Source organism: Imperialibacter sp. (assembly GCF_040222815.1).
Taxonomy (GTDB): Bacteria; Bacteroidota; Bacteroidia; order Cytophagales; family Cyclobacteriaceae; genus Imperialibacter.
Window position 1 is genome coordinate 313,489 of sequence record NZ_JAVKCH010000040.1, and the last position, 20,540, is coordinate 334,028.

A 20,540-nucleotide genomic window follows, 5' to 3' on the forward strand; every position below is an offset into this window, starting at 1 on the left:
TTGAAAAAGACTGCTTGTGTATTTTTTTTAGTTGCCTGCTTACTTCAAACTACTGCGCCGGTTTATAGCCAAACTATCTCGGGCGATATCAACCTGCAGGACGTTTCGTCAGGAAAATCCTTTAGTTTTTCAAGTTTGTCCGGAGCTAAAGGTATTGTCGTGTTTTTTACGAGTGAACACTGCCCTTATGCCAAGCTCTACGAAAAGCGAATAGTCTCGCTGGCAGCTGAACTCAAAGGACTTGGCATTCACACAGTGTTGGTGAATCCCAACGACGGCATACTAAGCCCCGATGATGCTGTGGAAAAGATGAAAGGAAAAAGCTATCCTTTTCCCTATCTGGCCGACAAACAGCAGCAGTGCGTGAAAATGTTCAACGCCCAAAAAACACCAGAAGTGTTCCTTATCAAAGCTTCAGGAAGTAATTATGAATTGGTCTATCAGGGAGCATTCGACGACAATCCCATGTCGGAGGAAGAGGTGACCGAAACGTACCTGGCAAATGCTGCCCGAGCCCTGGCTGCCGGGAAAGCTGTAGCCAAAAAAACCACCAGGCCAACTGGGTGCATGATTAAGAGCCGTCAATAAATCTCCTCATCACCCAGCACCTTCAACAGTATCTTTATTTCATCGGTGCGGTGGTAGTCGCCCAGCTTATCGAAAGAAACGATGAGGTTTCTCATGATACGCCTTATGATTTCGAGGTTAGAGCATGGCTGATAATAAGACTCCTGAGGAACGAGGTGTAAATGCTCAATATAGTTGTTGATGTCCTCTTTACTGAAAACTAACCCTTTGTTGAATACATTGATGTAAAACTGAAGCTTCTCCGTTTTGTGAGTAAGTATAAACAGATTGGGGAGGTTCACGCCTTTCACAGGCATATCGAGCTTCTGCGCTATCAGCATGTAAACCACACACAAAGAGATAGGATTGCCTTTTCTTGACTCCAACACCGTATTAATCATTGAATTGGCCGGGGAATGAAAATGCTTGGTATTGGCGCTGAACTTCAGTTTCCCGAAGATGGCGCTGTTCAACATCTTGACCTGATCAAATGGGCTCAACTCAGGGTTGTGTTCCGTCCAAACGTCCACAAAAAGCTGTTCAAAGTCTCTTACCAGTTTGCTGAGCTCCAGGTCGGGGTATTGGTAGGTCGCTATCAACCACAAGCCTTCAAGCAGGTTGTCTTCCCTATCATTCATCCACGCCTTCAACCGCTCCTGCAAAAGATCGAACTGGAGCGTATGGATCATGTCCTCCAGTCTTCGCTGAACAGTTGGATTGAAGCTTTTTTCCCATTCGCCCTCCAAAAACGGGATAATGGTTGTGCCCAGCGACATTATTTTTCCCTCCACATGAGTGCTAATCTCTGTGTCGTCGTCGTCGAGCAACGACACCAAAGCTTTTAGCTCCCCCTCATTGATCACCTCTACACTCATTTATTCTGAATAACTTTAGTTCTGTTAGTAGAGAAATTTCTCTTCAAAATGCCTCAAAAAAATAAGTAATCAAAAGAGAGTTTCAAATTAATACCTGACCCTGGCGCCTGTTATGTTTGAATAATTCCCACATTGAACTGGCGGGTAACTGGCGCATGATTGGCAGCCTCAATACCCATGGAAATTACTTTCCTGGTCTCCGATGGGTCGATGATGCCGTCTACCCAAAGTTGTGATGCTGCGTAGTAAGGACTGAGCTTCTGATTGTAGCTTTCCTCAATTTCGTCCAGGAGTTCTTTTTCTGCCTCTGGCGTTATTTCTTTTCCCTGCCCTTTGAGCGTTGATACTTTGATTTGCAAGAGAACTTTGGCCGCTGAGCTGCCACTCATCACGGCTATCTGCGCTGTTGGCCAGGCATAAATCAACCTCGGGTCATAAGCCTTGCCACACATGGCATAATTGCCGGCGCCATACGAATTGCCAAGAATGAAAGTAAACTTGGGCACCACCGAATTCGCCACGGCATTGACCATCTTTGCTCCATCTTTTATAATACCGCCATGCTCAGCCCGGCTCCCAACCATGAACCCGCTCACATCGTGAAGAAACACGAGCGGTATTTTCCTCTGGTTGCAATTCATGATAAAACGGGCTGCTTTATCAGCCGAATCGCTATAAATCACCCCGCCCATTTGCATTTCTGAAGCTGCTCCTGAGCCTTTTTTGGCTTTTACTATTTTCCGCTGGTTGGCCACTATACCCACGGCCCATCCGTCCACTCTTCCATGCCCACAAATGAGCGTCTTTCCGTATTCAGGTTTGTACTCATCAAATTCGGATTTGTCTACCATGCACTTGATCACTTCCAGCATGTCGTAGGGCTTGACCCTATCTACAGGAAAGAGGCCATGCAGCTTTTCTTCATCACGTGGTAGTTCGGCCTTTACCCGGTCAAAGCCGGCATTCTCCGGAGCCCCTATCTTGTCAAAAATCTTCCTTATCGCATCAAGGCATGCTTCGTCGTTCGGGTATCTATTATCCGTAACCCCGGATATTTCGCAGTGGGTTGAGGCCCCGCCAAGTGTCTCGCTATCCACATCCTCACCAACAGCTGCTTTTACCAAATAGCTGCCAGCGAGAAAAATAGAACCTGTTCCATCCACAATCAGCGCCTCGTCGGACATGATCGGCAAATAGGCACCGCCCGCCACACAGCTCCCCATAATGGCAGCCACCTGCACAATTCCCATGCTCGACATAAGGGCGTTGTTGCGAAACTGCCGCCCAAAGTGCTCCTTGTCAGGAAATATTTCATCCTGCATTGGTAGAAAAACACCAGCGCTGTCGACGAGGTAAATGATAGGGAGTTTGTTTTCAATAGCGATTTCCTGCGCCCGTAGGTTCTTCTTTGCTGTGATGGGGAACCATGCACCTGCCTTTACCGTGGCGTCGTTGGCCACTATCACACACTGGCGTTTGCTTACGTAGCCGATGCCAACAACAACACCTCCGGACGGGCAACCGCCATGCTCTTCATACATGCCGTCGCCCACAAGAGCACCGACTTCGAGAAACTCCGATTCCGGGTCAATCAGGTGGTGTATCCTTTCCCTGGCAGTTAGCTTCCCTTTGGCATGTAGGGCGTCTATTTTTTTAGTGCCACCACCTTTTTTTACTTCAGCAAGCTTTTGATTGAGTTCACTAACGAGGAGTCTTAGTGTATCTTCATTTTTGTTGAATTCCAGATTCATATAGGCTTTTGGGTTAATAGCTAATACTGACGTGCCTCCATCGCATCGACTCAGGTGAAACCCAAATTACCTCAAAAGGATCAATTTTTGTCCCTCGCCAGGTCTTTTTCGATTTTCTTCCTGCTTTTGCCCAGCGGAGCAAAGAAATGCTTGGGATATGCATTGATGTGAACCACGAGGCTGTCAAGATCCTCGATGGTTTTGTTCAGATTAGAATAGATCGAGTCTTCTTTCAGCAATCTTCCCACTGTGCCCTCACCTTTATTGAACATGTCGAGTGTGGTATTGACATGCGAAAGGAGCTCCTGCGTCTCATCCAGGGTAGCCTGTAGCTCCAGCGCATTTACTTTTTCAATGGCTCCATTGGCGTTGACTAAAATTGGGTCAATCCGCCTAATGGTTTGGCTAAGCTGAGCAGCCAGCTCCTGAAACGAAATCATGACATTGTTGAGTTCTTCCTTATTCTCGCCAATAATACCATTCACCTGGTGGGCCATCACCTGAAGCTCACCAATAGTACTATTGATCTTTTCACCACTGCCCTGAAGCCCAAGAAGTATTTCATTAATTCTTCTTATTGTAATCCCAAGGTTGTCGGCAACCGGTGCGGCACTTTCTTTCAGAAAATCAGTAATGCCTTTGTCTATTTCGGAAATAAGGGTGTCACCGTCTTCTATTGGCATTCCTACATCGTCGATGCTAAGCTCTATGGCCTTGCTCCCGAGAAAGTCGACATTGTACAGCTTTGCCCGTGTAGAGTCGGTCAGAATAATATCCTCATCGATGGTCATTTCTACCAAAACCTGATTATCCCTGTCCTGCAGGATGCGGATTCTACTGATCCTTCCAACAGAGTAACCGTTGACTATGACCGAGTTAGCTACCTTTAAGCCATCAATAGTCTCGTAAAGTGCATAGTACTTGCTGGTATTGGAAAAAAAGTCGGTTCCCTTCAAAAAATTGAAGCCGTAGTATAGCAGTGCTCCAGATACAATAGTAAATAAGCCTACTTTAAATTCTTTAGAAAATCTCACGTAGTCTGGTTTAGTTCATTGACTCAATCTCATCCTTGTAATCTCTGAATGCCCGAAAGATGCCAGAAGCTATATACGATTGTTGCAAGGGATCGTTGAGCTCTTTTTCTTCCTGCTCATTGCTAAGATACCCTGTTTCAATCAAAACACTAGGCATAGAAGTCTCCCAAAGCACCCAAAAACCGGCCATTTTCACTCCCCGGCTATGTTTACCCACCCTTGTTTTGAACTGATGCTCAATTTTTGATGCCAAATTAAGGCTGTTTTGCTGGTAAGCGCTTTGGGTTAAACTAAACAAAATATACGATTCAGGAGAGTTGGGATCAAAGCCTTCGTACACTTCGGAGTTTTCTTCCTGAAGGATAACGGCGTTTTCTCTTTTAGCCACATCAAAGTTAGCATCACTCTTGTGAAGGCCCATTACATAGGTTTCGGTGCCTTGAACTGTTGGATTGGCCACCCAATTGCAATGTATCGAAATAAAAAGATCAGCGTTGTTTCGATTAGCAAAAAGTGCCCTGTCATGCAACGACGGGAAAGAATCATCATTTCTGGAGTAGAGGACTTCTACATCAGGAAGGTATTTCTTGATGGTTTGCCCCAATTCCAGGGCTATTTTCAATGCTATATCCTTCTCTTTGGATATCTTTCCGTGTGTTCCAGGATCCTTGCCGCCATGTCCGGCATCAATCACAACCTTCCTTACCCGATAGTCGTGAACCCCAATAGGGGAATAGGATGCAGCAACCAGAAGCAGTGAAAATGAAAGTAATAAGACAATATTTTTCACAACATTTCGGTTGTTAACCTTAAACGAAATAATTTTACGCAAAATTGAAAATTTTTATCAGAAACTGAAATCTGGTCGTTCATTTCAAATAACCATTTCTTAATTGTCCCAATTTTAAATGCTCTCAATAAAAAATGCCTTACTACTTGCTATCGGCATCATTATATCCACATGGGGGCATGGGCAAAATTTAGGCCAGAAATCGGGACAAGATAGCGTAGCCATCGAAGAGCAACTCCCCATTTTGAAAGGAGATACACTGGTGCCCAAACCAGAGCAACGGTTTTTGGGCAGCGACACATTGAGTTTGCCAGGGAGTGATTTCTTTCAAAATCTGGATGTCGATTCACTGGTTAACAAGCAGTTAGCCGCAGACACTTTGAAACCAGATTCGGCTGACGTGGCCAAAGAAATTCCTAAAAGCGATATCGAAACTGCTATTAAATACGAGGCCGCAGATTCCATTTTTTTGGACGTAAACACCCAAAGAGTGATGCTTTATGGTGGGGGCAAAATCAATTACGGCAAAATCGAGCTTCAGGGAAACAGGATAGACATTGACTGGCCTACCAATACGATCAAAGCCAACTATACGACAGATTCCTTGGGAAAGAAAGTTGGTGTGCCGGTATTCACAGAGGGTGATGAGAGCTACAATGCTCAGGACATGACTTACAACTTCAAAACCAGGAAGGCGCTTGTGAACGGGATTGTCACCCAGCAAGGCGATGCCTATATGCATGGTGAAAAGGTAAAGATGAATGCCAGCAGCGAGCTTTTTATCAGGAATGCCAAATACACCACTTGTAACCTGGAAGATCCCCACTTTCATATAGCCTCCAGTAAACTGAAAGTGATCCCAGGCAATAAGGTGGTTTCGGGGCCTTTCAATCTTCATTTCAGGTCTATCCCAACACCCCTGGGTTTTGCTTTTGGCATGTTTCCGCAGCCTAAAAAGAAAGTGTCGGGTGTACTGGTGCCCAAGTACGGTGAAGAGCGGCGGAGGGGTTTCTTTTTAAAAGACGGCGGCTACTACTTCGCCATCAACGACTACATGGATCTCGCTCTCACTGCCCAGGTTTTCTCAAAAGGAAGCTACGGTGCTACCTCTGACTTCCGATACAAAAAACGCTATGCATTCAATGGCAATATGAACCTGTCGTATAACCGGAATAAAGGAGAAAAGGAAGAAGACAGCCTGTCGACCAAAGACTACTGGATCAGGTGGAGCCACACACCAGAGACGAAAGGAACTTTCCGGATTTCGTCGTCAGTGAACGCAGGTAGCTCCACCTATAGCCAAAATAACTACCAGAGTGTACAGTTCAATACCAACTCGCAGTTCAACTCCAGTGTTAGTATGAGCAAAACGTTCACAGGCACGCCGTTCAATGCCTCGCTCAACTTCAGGCAGAGCCAGAACGTGCAAACCAAATCGATGACCATTTCGGCGCCAGAGTTTACACTGAACACTAACCGGTTTTTTCCGCTGGCCTGGATTACCTCCGGAAATGCCTCTGTGCTCGATAAGTTGAGCGTTTCGCACAATTTTAGCCTTAAAAACGAATTCAACAACACCAACCCAAACTACAATGCCACGGTAGAGGGATCGGAACAATACCTACCCGTCAACTCCGACAATCTGCCCGGCATGCTTCGCAACTCCAAAAACGGAGGGCGGCATTCGGTGCCTATTTCAACCACATTCAACGTATTCAAATTTATCAGCGTCAGCCCCAGCTTTAACTATACCGAATGGTGGTACCTGAAAGAGCTCAACAGGCGATGGGACGATGAGCAAAAAGAGGTAGTGGCTGACACGATCCGTGGTTTCAGCCGGGCCGGATCTTATAGTTTCGGAACGGGTTTTTCCACCAGACTCTATGGCATGGTGTTCGTGAAAGGTGAAAAAATAGAAGCCATTCGACATGTGATTACACCTACTGTCTCTCTCTCCTACTCTCCCGACTTTTCAGAAGAAAAGTATGGCATTTATCAAAACGTACAAAGTGACTCGCTGGGGGCCACAAAGTTGTATTCAAAATACGACGGCTTTGTGTTTAGCGGCCCTGGCCAGGGAAAATCAGGCAGCATCGGTTTTTCGCTTAACAACAACTTTGAGATGAAAGTGAGAGACAGAAAGGACAGCACCCAGGAGTTCAAAAAAGTGAAACTGCTCGACAACCTTTCAATCAGCTCCGGTTATAACCTGCTGGCCGATTCCTTTAATTTGAGCACAATAGGCTTCACAACGAGAACTCTGCTGTTCAACAAGCTGGATATCAACTATAGAATGACGCTTGATCCCTATTTGTATGTGCTCGATAGCACCACCAACACCGGCGGCGTACGTAAGGTATATCAAACAAAAGTGGATGAGTTCACCTGGAATCACGGCCAGGGATTGGGAAACTTAAGTAATGCGAGCATTGCGCTGAGCACCAGCCTTAATCCAAAGGCGCAAAAAGAGCAAAATAAGGACAAAGAAAGTGAGTTTGGCACCGAAGAAGAAAAAGACTACATCCGCACACACCCCGATCAATACGTAGATTTTAATATTCCATGGGATTTACGACTGAGTTACAATGTTGACTTTAGAAAAACAGGGTTTGCTGACCCAGTAGTTACGCAGTCGTTCACAATGAATGGCAATACGTCCATCACCGAAAACACCAAGATCACCTTCAGCTCTGGCTACGACTTTAAAAACAAAGAAATAACGCAAACAAGGCTGGGAATCATCAGAGACATCCACTGTTGGGAGCTGTCCGTCGACTGGACACCCTTCGGGCGCTTCACGTCCTACTCTGTAACTTTGAGAGCCAAGTCGTCACTTCTGCAAGATTTGAAGCTTAGCAAACAGAGAAGCTTCTTCGATTCGTTTTAAAGAGCCGCTGCCCAGCTACGTCTAGGGTTTAAACAACGGGTCGGCAATCTCCATGAAGTTCATAGCCAGCAGCCCTAAAACTCCAATTACCAACAAATAGTAAATAGTAGGGATGATCGTCTTCCTCAAAATGAGACCTTCCTGCCCTAAAAACCCCACAGTAGCTGACGCCGCCACAATATTGTGTATCGCTATCATGTTTCCTGCAGCTGCCCCTACCGCCTGCAATGCCACCATAAGCGTGCCCGGCATCAACAATCTCTCAGCCACTCCAAACTGGAAAAAACTGAACATTAGGTTACTGACAGTATTACTGCCGGCAATGAAGGCTCCCAGCGCACCAATGGAAGGGGCAAATAGCGGGTAAATACTTCCGACGTTAGACGCTACCCATTCGGCCATAACAATAGGCATTCCGGGGATGTTTCCAGGATTGACCCCTGAATTGATATAAATTCTCACCATAGGGACGGTGAATATCAACACAAAGCCTGCTCCCAAAATCATTTTACTGCTGTCGGAAAACGCCTGTTTGACTTTCGCCAGTTCCATTTTGTGCAAAAAAACGGTTAAAAGACCGGCGACGATCAGGATTGTGCCAGGCAGGTAAAACGGGGTGCTGCTGGCTGAGGTATCTGTCCCCAGAATTTGGTTGTAGCTCACTGCGATGCTGGTAAGTATGCCTTTAAAAGGAAGCTGCGGAAGGCGGCTGAGTACCAGAAGCGCCGCCACCAACAGGTAGGGAGCCCAGGCAACTGCCAGCGAAAATGGAGCCTTTTCCTGTTTGTTGTCCGGCCGCACTTCGAGGCTTCCCATCCATAGTTTAGGCCAGCTCTCCCGGGGCGGGAAGTCCCAGCCGGTCTTCGGTACCAGAAACCCATTTTTGGCAGCTGCCACTATGATAACAAGGCCAACGAGGGACCCAAACAGGGAAGGAAACTCCGGCCCCAGCACAAAGCCAGTAATCACATAAGGAATAGTGAACGCCAATCCGCCGAGGATAGCGAATGGAATCATGGCAAAGCCTTCCCGCCAGCTTTTGTTGGCTCCAAAAAAACGGGTCATCATGCAAATCATAAACAGGGGCATCAAAACTCCGGCAATGGCGTGCAACACCACCACTTGACTGGTCACTATGTGCAGGTAGTCGAGGAAACTAATATTGGCGGCGGACAGCTGGCTTTCAAAGTCAACGCCCTGCAGGCCCCCTCTTAACCCCACCAGCACAGGCGTGCCCACTGCACCAAAGGTAACTGCTGTGCTTTGCACCATCATGCCGAGCATAACAGCCGCCATGGATGGGAAACCCATGGCTACCAGTAGCGGCGCCACAATAGCGGCGGGTGTGCCAAAGCCGGCAGCACCTTCAATAAAAGATCCAAACAGCCAAACGATGATCACTACCTGCACTCGCCTGTCGGTGCTGATGTCAGAAAAGCCACGCCGGATGACTGTGATAGCTCCAGAGTAGTTCAAAAGCGTGAGCATCAGAATGGCACCAAAAATGATATATAAGATATCGAACGTAATAAACAGCCCCTGGATAGTAGACGCCAGAATATTAGCCAGTGGGAAGTCCCACGCTAGAAAAGCCACGATTGCTGTAAGCAAAAAGCCTATCGGCATCGAAATTCGGGCTGAAAGCCGGAAGCCCGCCAACATGATAGCGACAACCAGAATGGGAAAAAGCGCAAGAAATGAAAGTAGTGACAAAGACATAGGTATGGTGTTTATAAAGTCGCCCCAGCGGGCTTACCGAAAAGGCACAAGCATGCTTTGAATACTCAATTCAAGTGCCTGATTTGAAGATAGATCAATTCAAAATGTTTAACCAGCCACTCACAACAATTGGTAGGCATCAAGGGTAAGAAAGTCTTTAAAGTCCTTTTCTCGTACCAGCCTGTCAAACAATTCGGCTGCCATCTTCAGCTTGCCTGTGGCTAGTCATCGTTCTCCGAAGAAAAGTAGTATTGAATATTTTCCCTTTCAGCTTTCAAATGATTTTCGCATGTTTAGCCTGTCGTTAGTTTCAACTGCTCACTTTTTGAGCCTGCCTGGTTGGAGCTTCCGAAGCGCTTTATTATTGCACTAATCACTTTTTAAAAAACTATAGCTATGAAAAATGTAACAAAAAAACTGTTTTTGCCACTCATCGTATTATCACTTCTCGCCGGCTGCGGAGGTAAAGACGACGAAGGCGTATCGTCTTCCCTAATTGGCACATGGAAATACAGCTCAGTAGACGTGATAGAACTGTCAATCAATGGACAAGACGTGGTTGCGTACCTTGTAGCGGAATTCGAGTTGAGCGAAGCAGAGGCACAGGAAATTGCCGATGGGTTTTCTATTAACGCCGAGGAAGAGTCCGACATAACCAATGTTACCATTGAATTTAAGGCCGATAATACCTATGTCAGCAGTCAGCCCGGTGAAGATGAAGAGACCGGCACCTGGTCGTTAAGCGAAGATGAAAAAACGCTGACAATTGACGACCAGACTTTTGAAGTTCAAACATTGACTTCAAGCAAGCTCGTAGGTCGCATTAGCCAGCAGGAATCAACTGAAGTTGGAACAATGAAAATCGTGATTGAATTTAGTTTCACAAAGTCCTGATAGCATATCGTCAGGCCATGGCATACTGCGGTGGTCTGACGATATAGTCTCGTATGAAAGACGAAGAGTATTAGTTCAAGGTAGCCCCCTCGGCTCAGCTATTTACCGTTTACCAATTTGCATTACAGAAAGCTTCGCCGTTGGACTGCTTCCGCCATAGGTAGCGAAGTACATGTTTTCCGGCTGCTTCATAGTGTCTGTTTGGAAATAGTGCGTATTCATCATATGCTTCTCCTCTTCATTCACGTAGAAATGGTAAAAGGCTCCAAGCTTCAACATTGAAAACCTTAGAGGAATTTCTGGTAAAATCTTTTCAGCACAGAACGAATAAGTCATCCAATCCAATTGGCCAACGTGGCTAACAGAAAACTCTCCCGTTTCCGGAATCAAAGAGATGGTAAGTCCATTCAGTCCAAATCCATACATGTCGTTGACTGAATCATACTCAAGTGTAAGAAGATAATCGTCAACCCTATTATTGAACGGTAGTGTAGTATTTATACCATAGTACTTTGCTTGCGAGCTCGCATACAGCAACGAATCATCCATTCTAGCCACAGTATCAATCGCCTTCAGCTCTGCAATATCCCGAACCCAGTACCAGCCAGGTAACTGTACGTCTGCATCAAACAGCTCATCGATGTAGTAAGAGCGCCACGACTCACTGTAAATATCAGCCACGCAAGTGTTCTCTCCACCCTCCTTCATGATACTGGCGCATTCACCTAGTAGCAAAGTTTCATTCTTATGTTTGCGGCCCAGAACACAGTGACCCAACTCATGAAAAACAAGCATTTCTCTCTGTCTGTCATTCATTTGCTTCCAAATGAGAGGAGCTAGCTTGATATGGTTGCCGAAAAAAGTGGATTTGGAACTCCCGCCTTTGTTGTCTGGCAGGTCGGTAAATTCGACGGTCAAATTTCGACGGACATCTGAGAAATCATGGCCCAGTAGTTCAGCCTCATGAATAAACGAGTCGACGTAAACACTAACATCGTCAGGTACATTCGTATGGCACCCCGTTAAAGCAAACATCCCAACCAAGCCCAACACTTTTAAAAAGCTGGATTCAGTTGGGATGCTATTTCTTTTCATTGGTTTATTTCAAAGCAGCCTCTATCCAGGCCTTCACCTCTTCGATGGTTGGATTAGTAACGTCGTTCAGCTTCAGTTTCTTGCGCATGCCGCAAACGTCGTTGAAAAGCTTGCTGTCTTTACTATCAGCAATGGCCTCTTTGGTAGACATGTTGAGTTTTTGAAGTATCGGGATCAGCTCGGCCCTCACTCCCAGCTTCTCGTAGTCTTTTTCCATTAGCTCAGCCACTTTCTTTTCCGGCCTCATTTGAGGGAAGAAAAGCACCTCCTGAATGGATGGCGAGTTGGTCATGATCATGCTCAGCCTGTCGATACCAACACCCAGCCCGGCGGTTGGAGGCATACCGTACTCAAGTGCCCTAAGGAAGTCCTCGTCGAGCATCATGGCCTCATCGTCACCCCTCTTCCCAAGCTCAAGCTGCTCTTCAAAGCGCTTGCGTTGGTCAATCGGGTCGTTCAGCTCAGAGAAGGCATTGCAAATCTCTTTGCCATTACAGATCGCTTCGAAACGCTCCACAAGTCCTTCCTTGCTGCGGTGCTTCTTCGCCAGCGGCGACATCTCCACCGGATAGTCCGTAATGAAAGTCGGTTGAATTAGCTTGTGTTCGCAGTGCTCGCCAAAGATCTCATCGATCAGTTTGCCTTTGCCCATGGAGTCGTCAATCGGGACTTCCAATTTTTTGGCAGTAGCTCTGAGCTCTGTCTCATCCATGCTACTGATGTCAATACCAGTAAAATGTTCGATGGCCTCAAACATGGTGAAGCGCTTCCAGGGACGCTGGAAGTCGATAACGTTCTCTCCAACTTGTACCTGCGTGGTGTCATGGAGGTCAAGAGCAATTTTCTCGATCATTTCCTCCACCGTGTCCATCATCCAGTTGTAGTCCTTGTAGGCTACGTACAATTCCACTTGGGTAAACTCAGGATTGTGGAAGCGAGACATACCCTCATTCCTGAAATCCTTTGAAAACTCATACACGCCATCAAATCCACCAACGATCAGCCTCTTCAGGTACAACTCGTTGGCAATGCGCAGGTAGAGCGTCATGTCCAGGGTGTTGTGGTGGGTTTTGAACGGACGGGCAGCAGCTCCGCCATACAGCGGCTGAAGGATGGGCGTTTCCACCTCCAGATAGCTTTTATTGTTCAGGTATTCCCTGATGGAGTTAACCAGCTTAGTACGCTTGATGAAGGTATCCTTCACATGAGGATTCACCACCAGGTCGACATAACGCTGCCGATAGCGTTGCTCCGGATCGGTGAAGGCATCATGAAGTACTTTGTTGCCATGCTCGTCTTCTGTTTCTTTTACAATAGGAAGCGGCTTCAGTGCTTTTGTAAGCAATTTAAACTCCGTTACGTGCACAGATATTTCACCGGTTTGTGTCGTGAACACAAACCCTTTGATGCCCACGATATCACCAATACCTATTTTCTTTTTGAAAACGTCGTTGTAAAGCGTCTTGTCTTCTCCGGGGCAGATGTCATCCCTGCGAACATAAATCTGCATACGTCCCGTAGAATCCTGCAACTCAGCAAAGGAGGCCGAGCCCATGATACGGCGGCTCATGATACGGCCGGCCATGGAGATATTTTTATAATCAGTCTTTCGCTTTTCGTAGAACTCGTGGATTTCGTCTGAAGTGACGCTCACTTCAAATGTTTCGGACGGGTAGGGATTGATACCCGCAGCTATGAGTTCTTCTCTCTCTTTCCGGCGCAAAATTTCCTGCTCGCTTAAATGCATCGACGTTCGTAAGGTTTAATCAGTATCAGCCAGTTAGCTGATTTCAAATGAGGGGCAAAGTTAACTGAATGTGGAAAAAAAGCATGGCTGAGTCCATTATTAGTTGGACGCTTTCTATTAAGCAGATTTCAAACCGCTTCTTCTGTCCAACTCCTTCTTAATAAAGTTAAATTCCCTACCCGTCTGCCCAGCTACCGACGTATTCTCCTCTGCCCGCCTGATCAGATAGGGCATCACCTTTTCCAGCGGGCCGTAAGGCACGTACTTTGCTACGTTGTAGCCTTCCTTGGATAGCTTGAACGAAATATTGTCGCTCATGCCATAGAGCTGTGCAAAAAACACCCCCTGATCATCCTTGGCTATGCCATATTGTTGCATCAGCGAGGTGAGCAAGGCATTCGACTGCTCATTATGGCTTCCCGAGCAGAAAGCAATCCGCTTGTGGTTAGCTGCGCAGAAGTCAAGTGCCCTGTTGTAGTCAATATCTGTGGCTTGCTTCGTCGGTTGAATGGGATCCTTGTAGCCCATCTCCTCCGCTCGCTCACGCTCGTTCTCCATATAAGCACCACGCACCAGCTTCACACCCAGGTAAAACCCTTCTGTTTTCCCTTTTTCGTGCAAACCAACCAGCTTGTCGTAAGCATCCCAACGGTAAAATTGCAGCGTAGTGTAAACAATCGCCCTCTCTTTGTTGTATTTCCGCATCATTTCCAGCGCCAAACCGTCTATCACCCCCTGGTAAGCATAGTCTTCTGCGTCAATAAATATTCTGACATTTAATTCGTGGGATTTGCTGCAAAGCTCTTCAACCCGACGGTGAATATTGTCAAATGCCTTCTGCTCTTTACCATTCAGTTGTTTGCCATCCTGCGATTTCGTCATCAACTCTTCTGAGCCCAAACCTGATACTTTCATCACGGCAAAAGGAATGTGGGCACTGGTCGCAGCGTTCATCACTGTCTGCAGTATTTCCTCCTTATTGGCCTCAAATCCGGCCTCCGTTTTCTCCCCCTCCGCAGAGTAATCGAGTATGGTACCGATGCCTGAAGCACCGAGCTCAGAAATCGTTTGTTTGCACTCCTGGATCGTCTCACCACCACAAAAATGCCCGAAAACAGTACTTTTTATGAGTTTTTTGATGGGCAATTTCATTTTTAGTGCTAATATTACGCCCTGTGTTCCAAAGCGCACTAAAAAGTTACTGTTCATAGCGGCGAAAAGCCAATACATCTTCTTCAATTCCCGGTCCGACTTAGAAGCAAAAGCTACTTCGGTATCTTCGAAGGTAAAGGGATGGGTAACGGGCATGGTTAATGTGTTTAATTGGAGTGCAATAATAAGTAAAAGACTAGTTTGATCGTTTTTAGTTTATAAAAAATAAGTGAGGTGGGTATGGAGCTTACTATTGACAAATTTGAATCCTGGTCTCCGGTAAAAGAAAGACCATTGATTATTTCAGGGCCTTGTAGCGCTGAATCAGAAGAGCAACTCATGGACACCTGTACCCAACTGTATAAGGAAGGTATCAGAGTGATGAGAGCTGGTGTGTGGAAACCAAGAACTCGTCCGGGTGGATTTGAAGGCATAGGCAAAGAAGCACTTGGCTGGATCCAGAACGTGAAGAAAGAGTTGGGTGTCAAGTTTGCTGTTGAAGTAGCCAACCCCGACCACGTAGAAGCTTGCCTTGCTGCTGGCATCGACATCCTTTGGGTAGGTGCCCGCTCTACAGTGAACCCTTTCACTGTGCAGGAAATTGCCGACTCTCTTGTAGGCGTTGATGTACCTGTTCTTATCAAAAACCCTATCAACCCCGATCTTGCATTGTGGCTGGGGGCTATCGAAAGAATTAACAAGGCGGGTATCACTAAAATTGGTGCTATCCACCGTGGTTTTTCTTCTTTCCAGAAGACAAAATACCGCAATGTGCCAGCCTGGCAATTCCCTATCGAACTAAAAAGAGAGTTCCCTGAGATGCCTTTGTTTGGTGATCCTAGCCATATCTGCGGCAACAGAGAAATGCTTTTAGACGTAGCTCAAAAAGGGCTGGATTTGAACTACGACGGTCTCATGATTGAGTCGCACAGAGATCCGGACAACGCATGGAGTGATGCCAAGCAGCAGGTGACACCTGCCCGCCTGGGTGAAATGGTAAGAGAACTGAAACCAAAAAGCGCTCATTCGACAGACGCCACTTTCAATCATTTCATGGATCAAATGCGTGATCAGATTGACAACGCTGACCGTGAAATCCTTGAAGCTTTGGCCAACAGAATGCGTCTGGTCGAGAAAATGGGAGAATTCAAGCGTGACAACAACGTCACTATCTTCCAGGTAGATCGTTGGAACGAAATTTACAAAAGCAGAGCTGAGTGGGGCAAGTCACTTTCCCTTTCTCCTGACTTTGTAGAAGAAACCTACAAGCTTATCCACGTTGCTTCTATCAAGCAGCAAACTGAGATCATGGCGAAAGTACCTGCAGGCGGAGAAAAGTAAAAATGATTCTCGGTAACGTAGAAATAACGAACAACCTCCCCGAGTCATTGGGGAGGTTTTTTTCAGCCCAATCCTATTCTAAGGTGGCTGTGCTGGTGGACGAAAACACCAGGCAGCATTGCTATCCAAAAGTAGTGGCTCACCTTCCCGGGCACTCGGTGATTGAAATAAAAAGCGGTGAGGAAGAGAAAACGCTGCGCACTTGTGAGCACATCTGGAACGAGCTAACCAGGCTGGAATGCGACCGAAAGGCGCTGCTTGTCAACCTTGGTGGAGGTGTGATAGGCGACATGGGCGGCTTCTGCGCTGCCACCTACAAGCGAGGCATCAAATTCCTCAATCTGCCCACCACCCTTTTGGCTCAGGTAGATGCCAGCGTGGGCGGCAAGCTCGGCATCGACTTCCACGGCCTGAAAAACCACATCGGCGTTTTTCAGGAGCCGGAAAGTGTCATCGTATCTTCTGGCTTTTTGGCCACATTGCCGGAAAGAGAGCTCAGATCGGGCTTTGCAGAGGTGCTAAAGCACGCCCTGATAGCAGATGCCAGCTACTGGAAGACCCTCACTGCTAAGCCATTTGAAGAGCAGCCCTGGAACGACCATATCCAGCATTCTATTGAAGTCAAAAGCGGTGTGGTGGATAAAGACCCAAAGGAAAATGGGCTGAGAAAAATCCTGAACTTTGGGCATACCATTGGCCATGCCATAGAAACTGCCCTGCTTGATTCCGGCAATAGGTTGCTTCACGGCGAGGCAATTGCTATCGGGATGATTGCTGAAGCCAACCTGTCGACCAAAAAGACAGGACTTCCGCAAGGAAGCTACGAAGAGATTACGCAATACCTGCTGGCGACGTATCATCCGGCGCAGGTAAGTGAGGCAACGATTAAAAAAGCCGAAAGCTTGATATTACAGGATAAGAAAAATGAAAAAGCTACCATTAAGGGTAGCTTGTTGAGTGCCATTGGTCAATCAGAATACGATGTGATTATTACTTTAGGGGAAGTTAGGGAAGCCTTGGCTGAGTTCAACTCAGTGGTAAATCTTTCTTCTGCTAAATAAAAAAATGATCGTCTTCGTCCCTCTGTTTCACGGGTGTGGTTTTTGTCGATTTTGATACACGAGCTTTGTTAACCATTCCCTTGATAGGAGCAACGCCGAATACTGTAATTGCACCAATAACTGCACCGGCGAGGATGGAAGTTATGGTTTTTGATCTGTTCATAATGAAAAAGGGTTTAAAGCATTTAATCACAACAACGATGCCAGACTGCTGAAGGTTTTAAAAATTCTCTTAAATCACTCTCGTCTGGCTAACATAAAGACAACTAAATCGGGTATTTCCACTAAGCATACCATGAATAAAATTTCAATTAACACCTCCGCCGCTATTCCCGCAGCATCCACCATCAACCTGAGTGCTTCCAAAAGTGAAAGTAACAGGGCCTTGATTATACAGGCACTTTCTGATGAGAAAATTGACCTCAACAACCTTTCTGATGCCCGTGACACCCAAACGATGATGCGCTTACTGGCCTCAAAAGACAAAACGTGGGACGTGTTGGACGCTGGAACAACCATGCGATTTTTAACAGCATTCCTGGCACTAACAGGGGAAAACCAAACAATCACTGGGTCGGAGCGGATGCAACAACGGCCCATCAAATTGCTGGTGGACGCCCTGAGAGAACTAGGAGCCAACATCGACTACCTGAAGAACGACGGCTATCCCCCGCTTAAAGTCTCAAAATTAACTCAGCAAAAAACGGACTCCCTGAAAATACAAGGCAACATCAGCAGCCAGTACATTTCAGCCTTGCTAATGATCGCCCCTATGCTACCTAACGGTCTTACCATCGAACTGGTGGGAGATGTGTTCAGCAGACCCTACATAGAAATGACACTCGGCCTCATGCAGCAGTTTGGGGTAAAGAACGAGTGGAATGGAAATACCATCGCAATTGCACCACAGAAATACACCGCTAATTCCTATACCATTGAGTCGGACTGGTCAGGTGCCAGCTACTGGCTAAGCATGGTATCGCTGTCTAAAAACAGCAAGGTAAACCTCACGGGGTTAAGGGAAAACTCTTACCAGGGCGACATCCGCATCAGGGAAATCATGCACGGCCTGGGGCTTACCACGAGGTTCAGCGGAGAAGAGTTTCTGATCGAGAAAAAGAACAGCGTTTCGCCAATGGTCATCGACTTTAAGACATGCCCCGATTTGGCCCAGACAGTAATGGTGGTAGCCACAGGACTCAAAAGCCCCATTTCGATGACCGGGCTTGAAAGCCTGCGCATTAAGGAAACAGACAGGCTGGCTGCGATGCAAACTGAGTTGGCAAAGTTTGGCGCTACACTAGTAGAGGAAACACCCGGTTTTTGGGAATTGGAACCCCCGACCGCACTTCCTGAAGGCCCTGTAACTATTAGCACCTACGAAGACCACCGCATGGCCATGGCCTTCGCTCCACTAGCTCAAAAAGTGCCTTTGATTATAGAAGAACCGGAGGTGGTGAATAAGTCCTACCCTGGTTTTTGGGAGGACTGCAAAAAATACGGACTGGACTTCAAAGAACTATAATCCATGGACATCATCTATCAGCAAGAGCAGGATTTAACCGTGAAGGACTTCACGGAGCTGCTTATTAGTTCTACCCTCGGTGAGCGGCGTCCCGTGAACGAGCCTGAGCGCATAGAAGAGATGCTCAGGCATGCCAATCTCACCATTACCGCAAGGCACAATGGAAAACTAGTTGGGGTAAGCCGCAGCCTCACCGACTGGGTGTATGCCACCTACCTGAGCGACCTGGCGGTGCACATCGAATATCAGCATAAAGGAATTGGCAAGGAACTCATTCGCCAGACCAAGGTGTTAGCGCCCAAGTCTAACGTGATACTGCTGTCGGCTCCGGCAGCGGTCGACTATTACCCTAAAATCGGGATGACTCACCATGCACATGCTTTTTGGCTGAGGGATTTGAAGGAGCTGAAGTAACAGAACGAAGCCAACTCCTCATTTTTTCACAAAGCTGGACTCCATCAACACCCATGAATGAGGATCAAGGACAATCTTTTCCGGCATTACCTCAAACGGCAATGTAAAAACATTCGTTTTTTCATTCACCTGCAAAGTATTGATCACGGGCCTGGACTGTCCCGGCAGAAAAACACCCACCTGCACGGGCATTTTGAACAAACTGCCATCCGTCTGCACCTGATCAAGTGTGATATTTACTTCCTTCGTTTTCTTATCATAGCTCCAGGATCCCCGATAGACTAGATGGCCCGGCTGGTACAGCCATTGGTCAAAGAATTGCTTTAAATCCAGACCGGACGCTTCTTCCATCTCCCGCCTGAAGTCCGCAGTCGTCGCATTCAGGTTTTGGTATTTCTTGTAATAAGACTGAATCCCTTTCCAAAAGGCGTCTGTACCCATCACGCCTCGCAACATATGCAATATCCAGCTCCCCTTCTGATAGGTTTGCGAGCTGGTCACCTTGCTCATGTCGCTAAGGTTATCATGCACAATGCGATAGGCCGGATTTTCAGCGTAGAAGGCATCAACTCGCTTTTTGCTTGAAGCAAGACCCTCCATGAAGGCGTCGTGCCCGTACTCATGCTCGATAAATAGCAGTGTGAAATAAGTGGCAAACCCCTCACTCAACCACACATCGTCCCAATCATATTCAGTCACGGAATTGCCAAACCATTGATGCGCAATTTCATGAATGACCACATTGCGCCAGCGCTCATTCTTGTCGCCTACTACAGAGTTCTCGCTGTACAGAATGGCAGACGCCGCCTCCATTCCCCCGCTGACGCTGTTCGACTGTATGTTGGCTAATTTTTCATAGGCAAAGGGCCCAATGTAATCGCTGTAAAATGCCAACGCTTTTTTCGTAGGTTCTGCAAAGTCTTCGAATCCCGCTTCCCTGTCCTGGTAGTAAACCCATGTTTCGATCGACTTATGATCAAATTCATCCACGTATTGCATGGCAAAGCGGGCCACCCCCAGCACATACAACCACGAGGCAATCGGAACAGATTGCTTCCAATGGGTTAACCTGCGGCCAGGTGCCACATCGGACACTTCTACCCTCAGTCCGTTTGATACCACCTGATAGTGCGCTGGAGCTGTCACAACAAACTCACATGTAGCTTTGTCGTACGGATGATCCACAACAGCCAGCCAATTCCTCCCCTTGTCAGGCCAGTTGTCGCTGAAAAAGGTTCGGTCTCCGTACTTGTTGTTGCCAATTTTTAACCCCGATGCTGGAGTGCCCACATAGGTGATGGTGTACTGCTGTCGCTCATTGGCCCTTGAGGCAAACGGCAGCTTTATCTTCAGCTCCTCATTTTCATGAGTAAAAACCACTGCTCTCCCATTGGAAACCACGCCAGACACCCGCATTCCTTTATTTTGAAGTGCCGCACTTGCTTTCACTAAATCAAGCCTCAGCCATTCTACCCCATCGGCGAGGTACCTGACGTCTACAGTTTCTTCACATTTGATTTCGTCTGTATCGTCCGAAAGTTCAATTCGAAAAGTATAGTGAAGTACATCGATGTTGGGGTTTTTAGGATAGGTGTCTCCAAAGCACAGAGAGGAAATAAAAATGAAGGCGAAGATTAACAGAATGCTTTTCATAGGGGATATTTAACAGGCAATGGATATCTTGTTAC

Annotated in this window: 17 protein-coding genes; 7 read left to right on the forward strand and 10 right to left on the reverse strand. The window is 46.8% G+C overall.

Annotated features, from left to right (window positions below; genetic code table 11):
* The gene (locus RIF36_RS21050; RefSeq protein ID WP_350097936.1) at window positions 1-588 is read left to right on the forward strand and encodes a redoxin domain-containing protein; all 588 of its coding nucleotides are present in this window, start codon (window positions 1-3) and stop codon (window positions 586-588) included.
* Here RIF36_RS21050 and RIF36_RS21055 read toward each other — a convergent pair.
* The 4 genes from RIF36_RS21055 to RIF36_RS21070 form a co-directional block, all read right to left on the reverse strand.
* Entirely contained in the window at window positions 582-1,442 is an 861-nt protein-coding gene (locus tag RIF36_RS21055; RefSeq protein WP_350122578.1) for a transglutaminase-like domain-containing protein, read from the reverse strand. The genes RIF36_RS21050 and RIF36_RS21055 overlap by 7 nt on opposite strands.
* Window positions 1,443-1,552: 110 nt before the next feature.
* On the reverse strand, window positions 1,553-3,193 hold the full coding sequence (locus RIF36_RS21060; RefSeq protein ID WP_350122580.1) for an acyl-CoA carboxylase subunit beta: 1,641 nt from the start codon (window positions 3,191-3,193) through the stop codon (window positions 1,553-1,555).
* 80 nt (window positions 3,194-3,273) lie between these two features.
* A complete protein-coding gene (locus RIF36_RS21065; protein WP_350122582.1) occupies window positions 3,274-4,227 on the reverse strand; it encodes an MlaD family protein in 954 nt (317 codons plus the stop codon).
* Between the two features lie 10 nt (window positions 4,228-4,237).
* On the reverse strand, window positions 4,238-5,017 hold the full coding sequence (locus RIF36_RS21070) for an N-acetylmuramoyl-L-alanine amidase family protein (protein WP_350122584.1): 780 nt from the start codon (window positions 5,015-5,017) through the stop codon (window positions 4,238-4,240).
* A gap of 118 nt (window positions 5,018-5,135) precedes the next feature.
* Here RIF36_RS21070 and RIF36_RS21075 point away from each other — a divergent pair, with 118 nt between their 5' ends.
* Complete coding sequence (locus tag RIF36_RS21075) at window positions 5,136-7,904, forward strand: putative LPS assembly protein LptD (protein WP_350122586.1); 2,769 nt, start codon at window positions 5,136-5,138, stop codon at window positions 7,902-7,904.
* Window positions 7,905-7,925: 21 nt separating this feature from the next.
* Here the strand turns inward: RIF36_RS21075 and RIF36_RS21080 are convergent, their stop codons facing one another.
* Window positions 7,926-9,623, reverse strand: a complete 1,698-nt coding sequence (locus tag RIF36_RS21080; protein ID WP_350122588.1) for an L-lactate permease — start codon at window positions 9,621-9,623, stop codon at window positions 7,926-7,928.
* Between the two features lie 396 nt (window positions 9,624-10,019).
* On the opposite strand from RIF36_RS21080, the gene RIF36_RS21085 reads away from it, so the two are divergent.
* Window positions 10,020-10,517: a lipocalin family protein gene (locus RIF36_RS21085; RefSeq protein WP_350122590.1), complete on the forward strand. Its 498-nt coding sequence runs from the start codon at window positions 10,020-10,022 to the stop codon at window positions 10,515-10,517.
* 102 nt (window positions 10,518-10,619) lie between these two features.
* Here RIF36_RS21085 and RIF36_RS21090 read toward each other — a convergent pair whose 3' ends face one another.
* The 3 genes from RIF36_RS21090 to RIF36_RS21100 form a co-directional block, all read right to left on the reverse strand.
* A complete protein-coding gene (locus tag RIF36_RS21090) occupies window positions 10,620-11,612 on the reverse strand; it encodes a hypothetical protein (protein WP_350122592.1) in 993 nt (330 codons plus the stop codon).
* Between the two features lie 4 nt (window positions 11,613-11,616).
* Complete coding sequence (gene lysS / locus RIF36_RS21095; RefSeq protein ID WP_350122594.1) at window positions 11,617-13,359, reverse strand: lysine--tRNA ligase; 1,743 nt, start codon at window positions 13,357-13,359, stop codon at window positions 11,617-11,619.
* 117 nt (window positions 13,360-13,476) lie between these two features.
* On the reverse strand, window positions 13,477-14,667 hold the full coding sequence (locus tag RIF36_RS21100) for a proline dehydrogenase family protein (protein WP_350122596.1): 1,191 nt from the start codon (window positions 14,665-14,667) through the stop codon (window positions 13,477-13,479).
* A gap of 84 nt (window positions 14,668-14,751) precedes the next feature.
* Between RIF36_RS21100 and RIF36_RS21105 the strand changes: the two genes are divergently transcribed.
* Window positions 14,752-15,852 carry a chorismate mutase gene (locus tag RIF36_RS21105; protein ID WP_350121975.1) on the forward strand — a complete coding sequence of 367 codons (1,101 nt, stop codon included), beginning with the start codon at window positions 14,752-14,754 and terminating at the stop codon, window positions 15,850-15,852.
* Between the two features lie 2 nt (window positions 15,853-15,854).
* Window positions 15,855-16,913: a 3-dehydroquinate synthase gene (gene aroB, locus RIF36_RS21110; protein WP_350122598.1), complete on the forward strand. Its 1,059-nt coding sequence runs from the start codon at window positions 15,855-15,857 to the stop codon at window positions 16,911-16,913.
* On the opposite strand, the gene RIF36_RS21115 is transcribed toward aroB, so the two are convergent.
* Window positions 16,906-17,076 (reverse strand): hypothetical protein, encoded by a 171-nt coding sequence (locus tag RIF36_RS21115; protein ID WP_350085601.1) that lies wholly within the window; start codon window positions 17,074-17,076, stop codon window positions 16,906-16,908. The two genes, aroB and RIF36_RS21115, sit on opposite strands and share 8 nt — an antisense overlap.
* Window positions 17,077-17,208: 132 nt before the next feature.
* On the opposite strand from RIF36_RS21115, the gene aroA reads away from it, so the two are divergent.
* A complete protein-coding gene (gene aroA, locus RIF36_RS21120) occupies window positions 17,209-18,438 on the forward strand; it encodes a 3-phosphoshikimate 1-carboxyvinyltransferase (protein ID WP_350122600.1) in 1,230 nt (409 codons plus the stop codon).
* A gap of 3 nt (window positions 18,439-18,441) precedes the next feature.
* On the forward strand, window positions 18,442-18,852 hold the full coding sequence (locus RIF36_RS21125; RefSeq protein WP_350122602.1) for a GNAT family N-acetyltransferase: 411 nt from the start codon (window positions 18,442-18,444) through the stop codon (window positions 18,850-18,852).
* Window positions 18,853-18,870: 18 nt separating this feature from the next.
* On the opposite strand, the gene RIF36_RS21130 is transcribed toward RIF36_RS21125, so the two are convergent.
* Window positions 18,871-20,505 (reverse strand): M1 family metallopeptidase, encoded by a 1,635-nt coding sequence (locus tag RIF36_RS21130; RefSeq protein WP_350122604.1) that lies wholly within the window; start codon window positions 20,503-20,505, stop codon window positions 18,871-18,873.
* Window positions 20,506-20,540: the final 35 nt, after the last annotated feature.

What these genes read in the sequence shown, in the direction of transcription:
- RIF36_RS21130 (WP_350122604.1), bottom strand. Translation starts at nt 20,505, where the DNA reads ATGAAAAGCATTCTGTTAATCTTCGCCTTCATTTTTATTTCCTCTCTG.
- RIF36_RS21085 (WP_350122590.1), top strand. Translation starts at nt 10,020, where the DNA reads ATGAAAAATGTAACAAAAAAACTGTTTTTGCCACTCATCGTATTATCA.
- aroA (WP_350122600.1), top strand. Translation starts at nt 17,209, where the DNA reads ATGAATAAAATTTCAATTAACACCTCCGCCGCTATTCCCGCAGCATCC.
- RIF36_RS21105 (WP_350121975.1), top strand. Translation starts at nt 14,752, where the DNA reads ATGGAGCTTACTATTGACAAATTTGAATCCTGGTCTCCGGTAAAAGAA.
- RIF36_RS21055 (WP_350122578.1), bottom strand. Translation starts at nt 1,442, where the DNA reads ATGAGTGTAGAGGTGATCAATGAGGGGGAGCTAAAAGCTTTGGTGTCG.
- aroB (WP_350122598.1), top strand. Translation starts at nt 15,855, where the DNA reads ATGATTCTCGGTAACGTAGAAATAACGAACAACCTCCCCGAGTCATTG.
- RIF36_RS21080 (WP_350122588.1), bottom strand. Translation starts at nt 9,623, where the DNA reads ATGTCTTTGTCACTACTTTCATTTCTTGCGCTTTTTCCCATTCTGGTT.
- RIF36_RS21075 (WP_350122586.1), top strand. Translation starts at nt 5,136, where the DNA reads ATGCTCTCAATAAAAAATGCCTTACTACTTGCTATCGGCATCATTATA.
- RIF36_RS21115 (WP_350085601.1), bottom strand. Translation starts at nt 17,076, where the DNA reads ATGAACAGATCAAAAACCATAACTTCCATCCTCGCCGGTGCAGTTATT.
- RIF36_RS21060 (WP_350122580.1), bottom strand. Translation starts at nt 3,193, where the DNA reads ATGAATCTGGAATTCAACAAAAATGAAGATACACTAAGACTCCTCGTT.
- RIF36_RS21100 (WP_350122596.1), bottom strand. Translation starts at nt 14,667, where the DNA reads ATGCCCGTTACCCATCCCTTTACCTTCGAAGATACCGAAGTAGCTTTT.
- RIF36_RS21090 (WP_350122592.1), bottom strand. Translation starts at nt 11,612, where the DNA reads ATGAAAAGAAATAGCATCCCAACTGAATCCAGCTTTTTAAAAGTGTTG.
- lysS (WP_350122594.1), bottom strand. Translation starts at nt 13,359, where the DNA reads ATGCATTTAAGCGAGCAGGAAATTTTGCGCCGGAAAGAGAGAGAAGAA.
- RIF36_RS21125 (WP_350122602.1), top strand. Translation starts at nt 18,442, where the DNA reads ATGGACATCATCTATCAGCAAGAGCAGGATTTAACCGTGAAGGACTTC.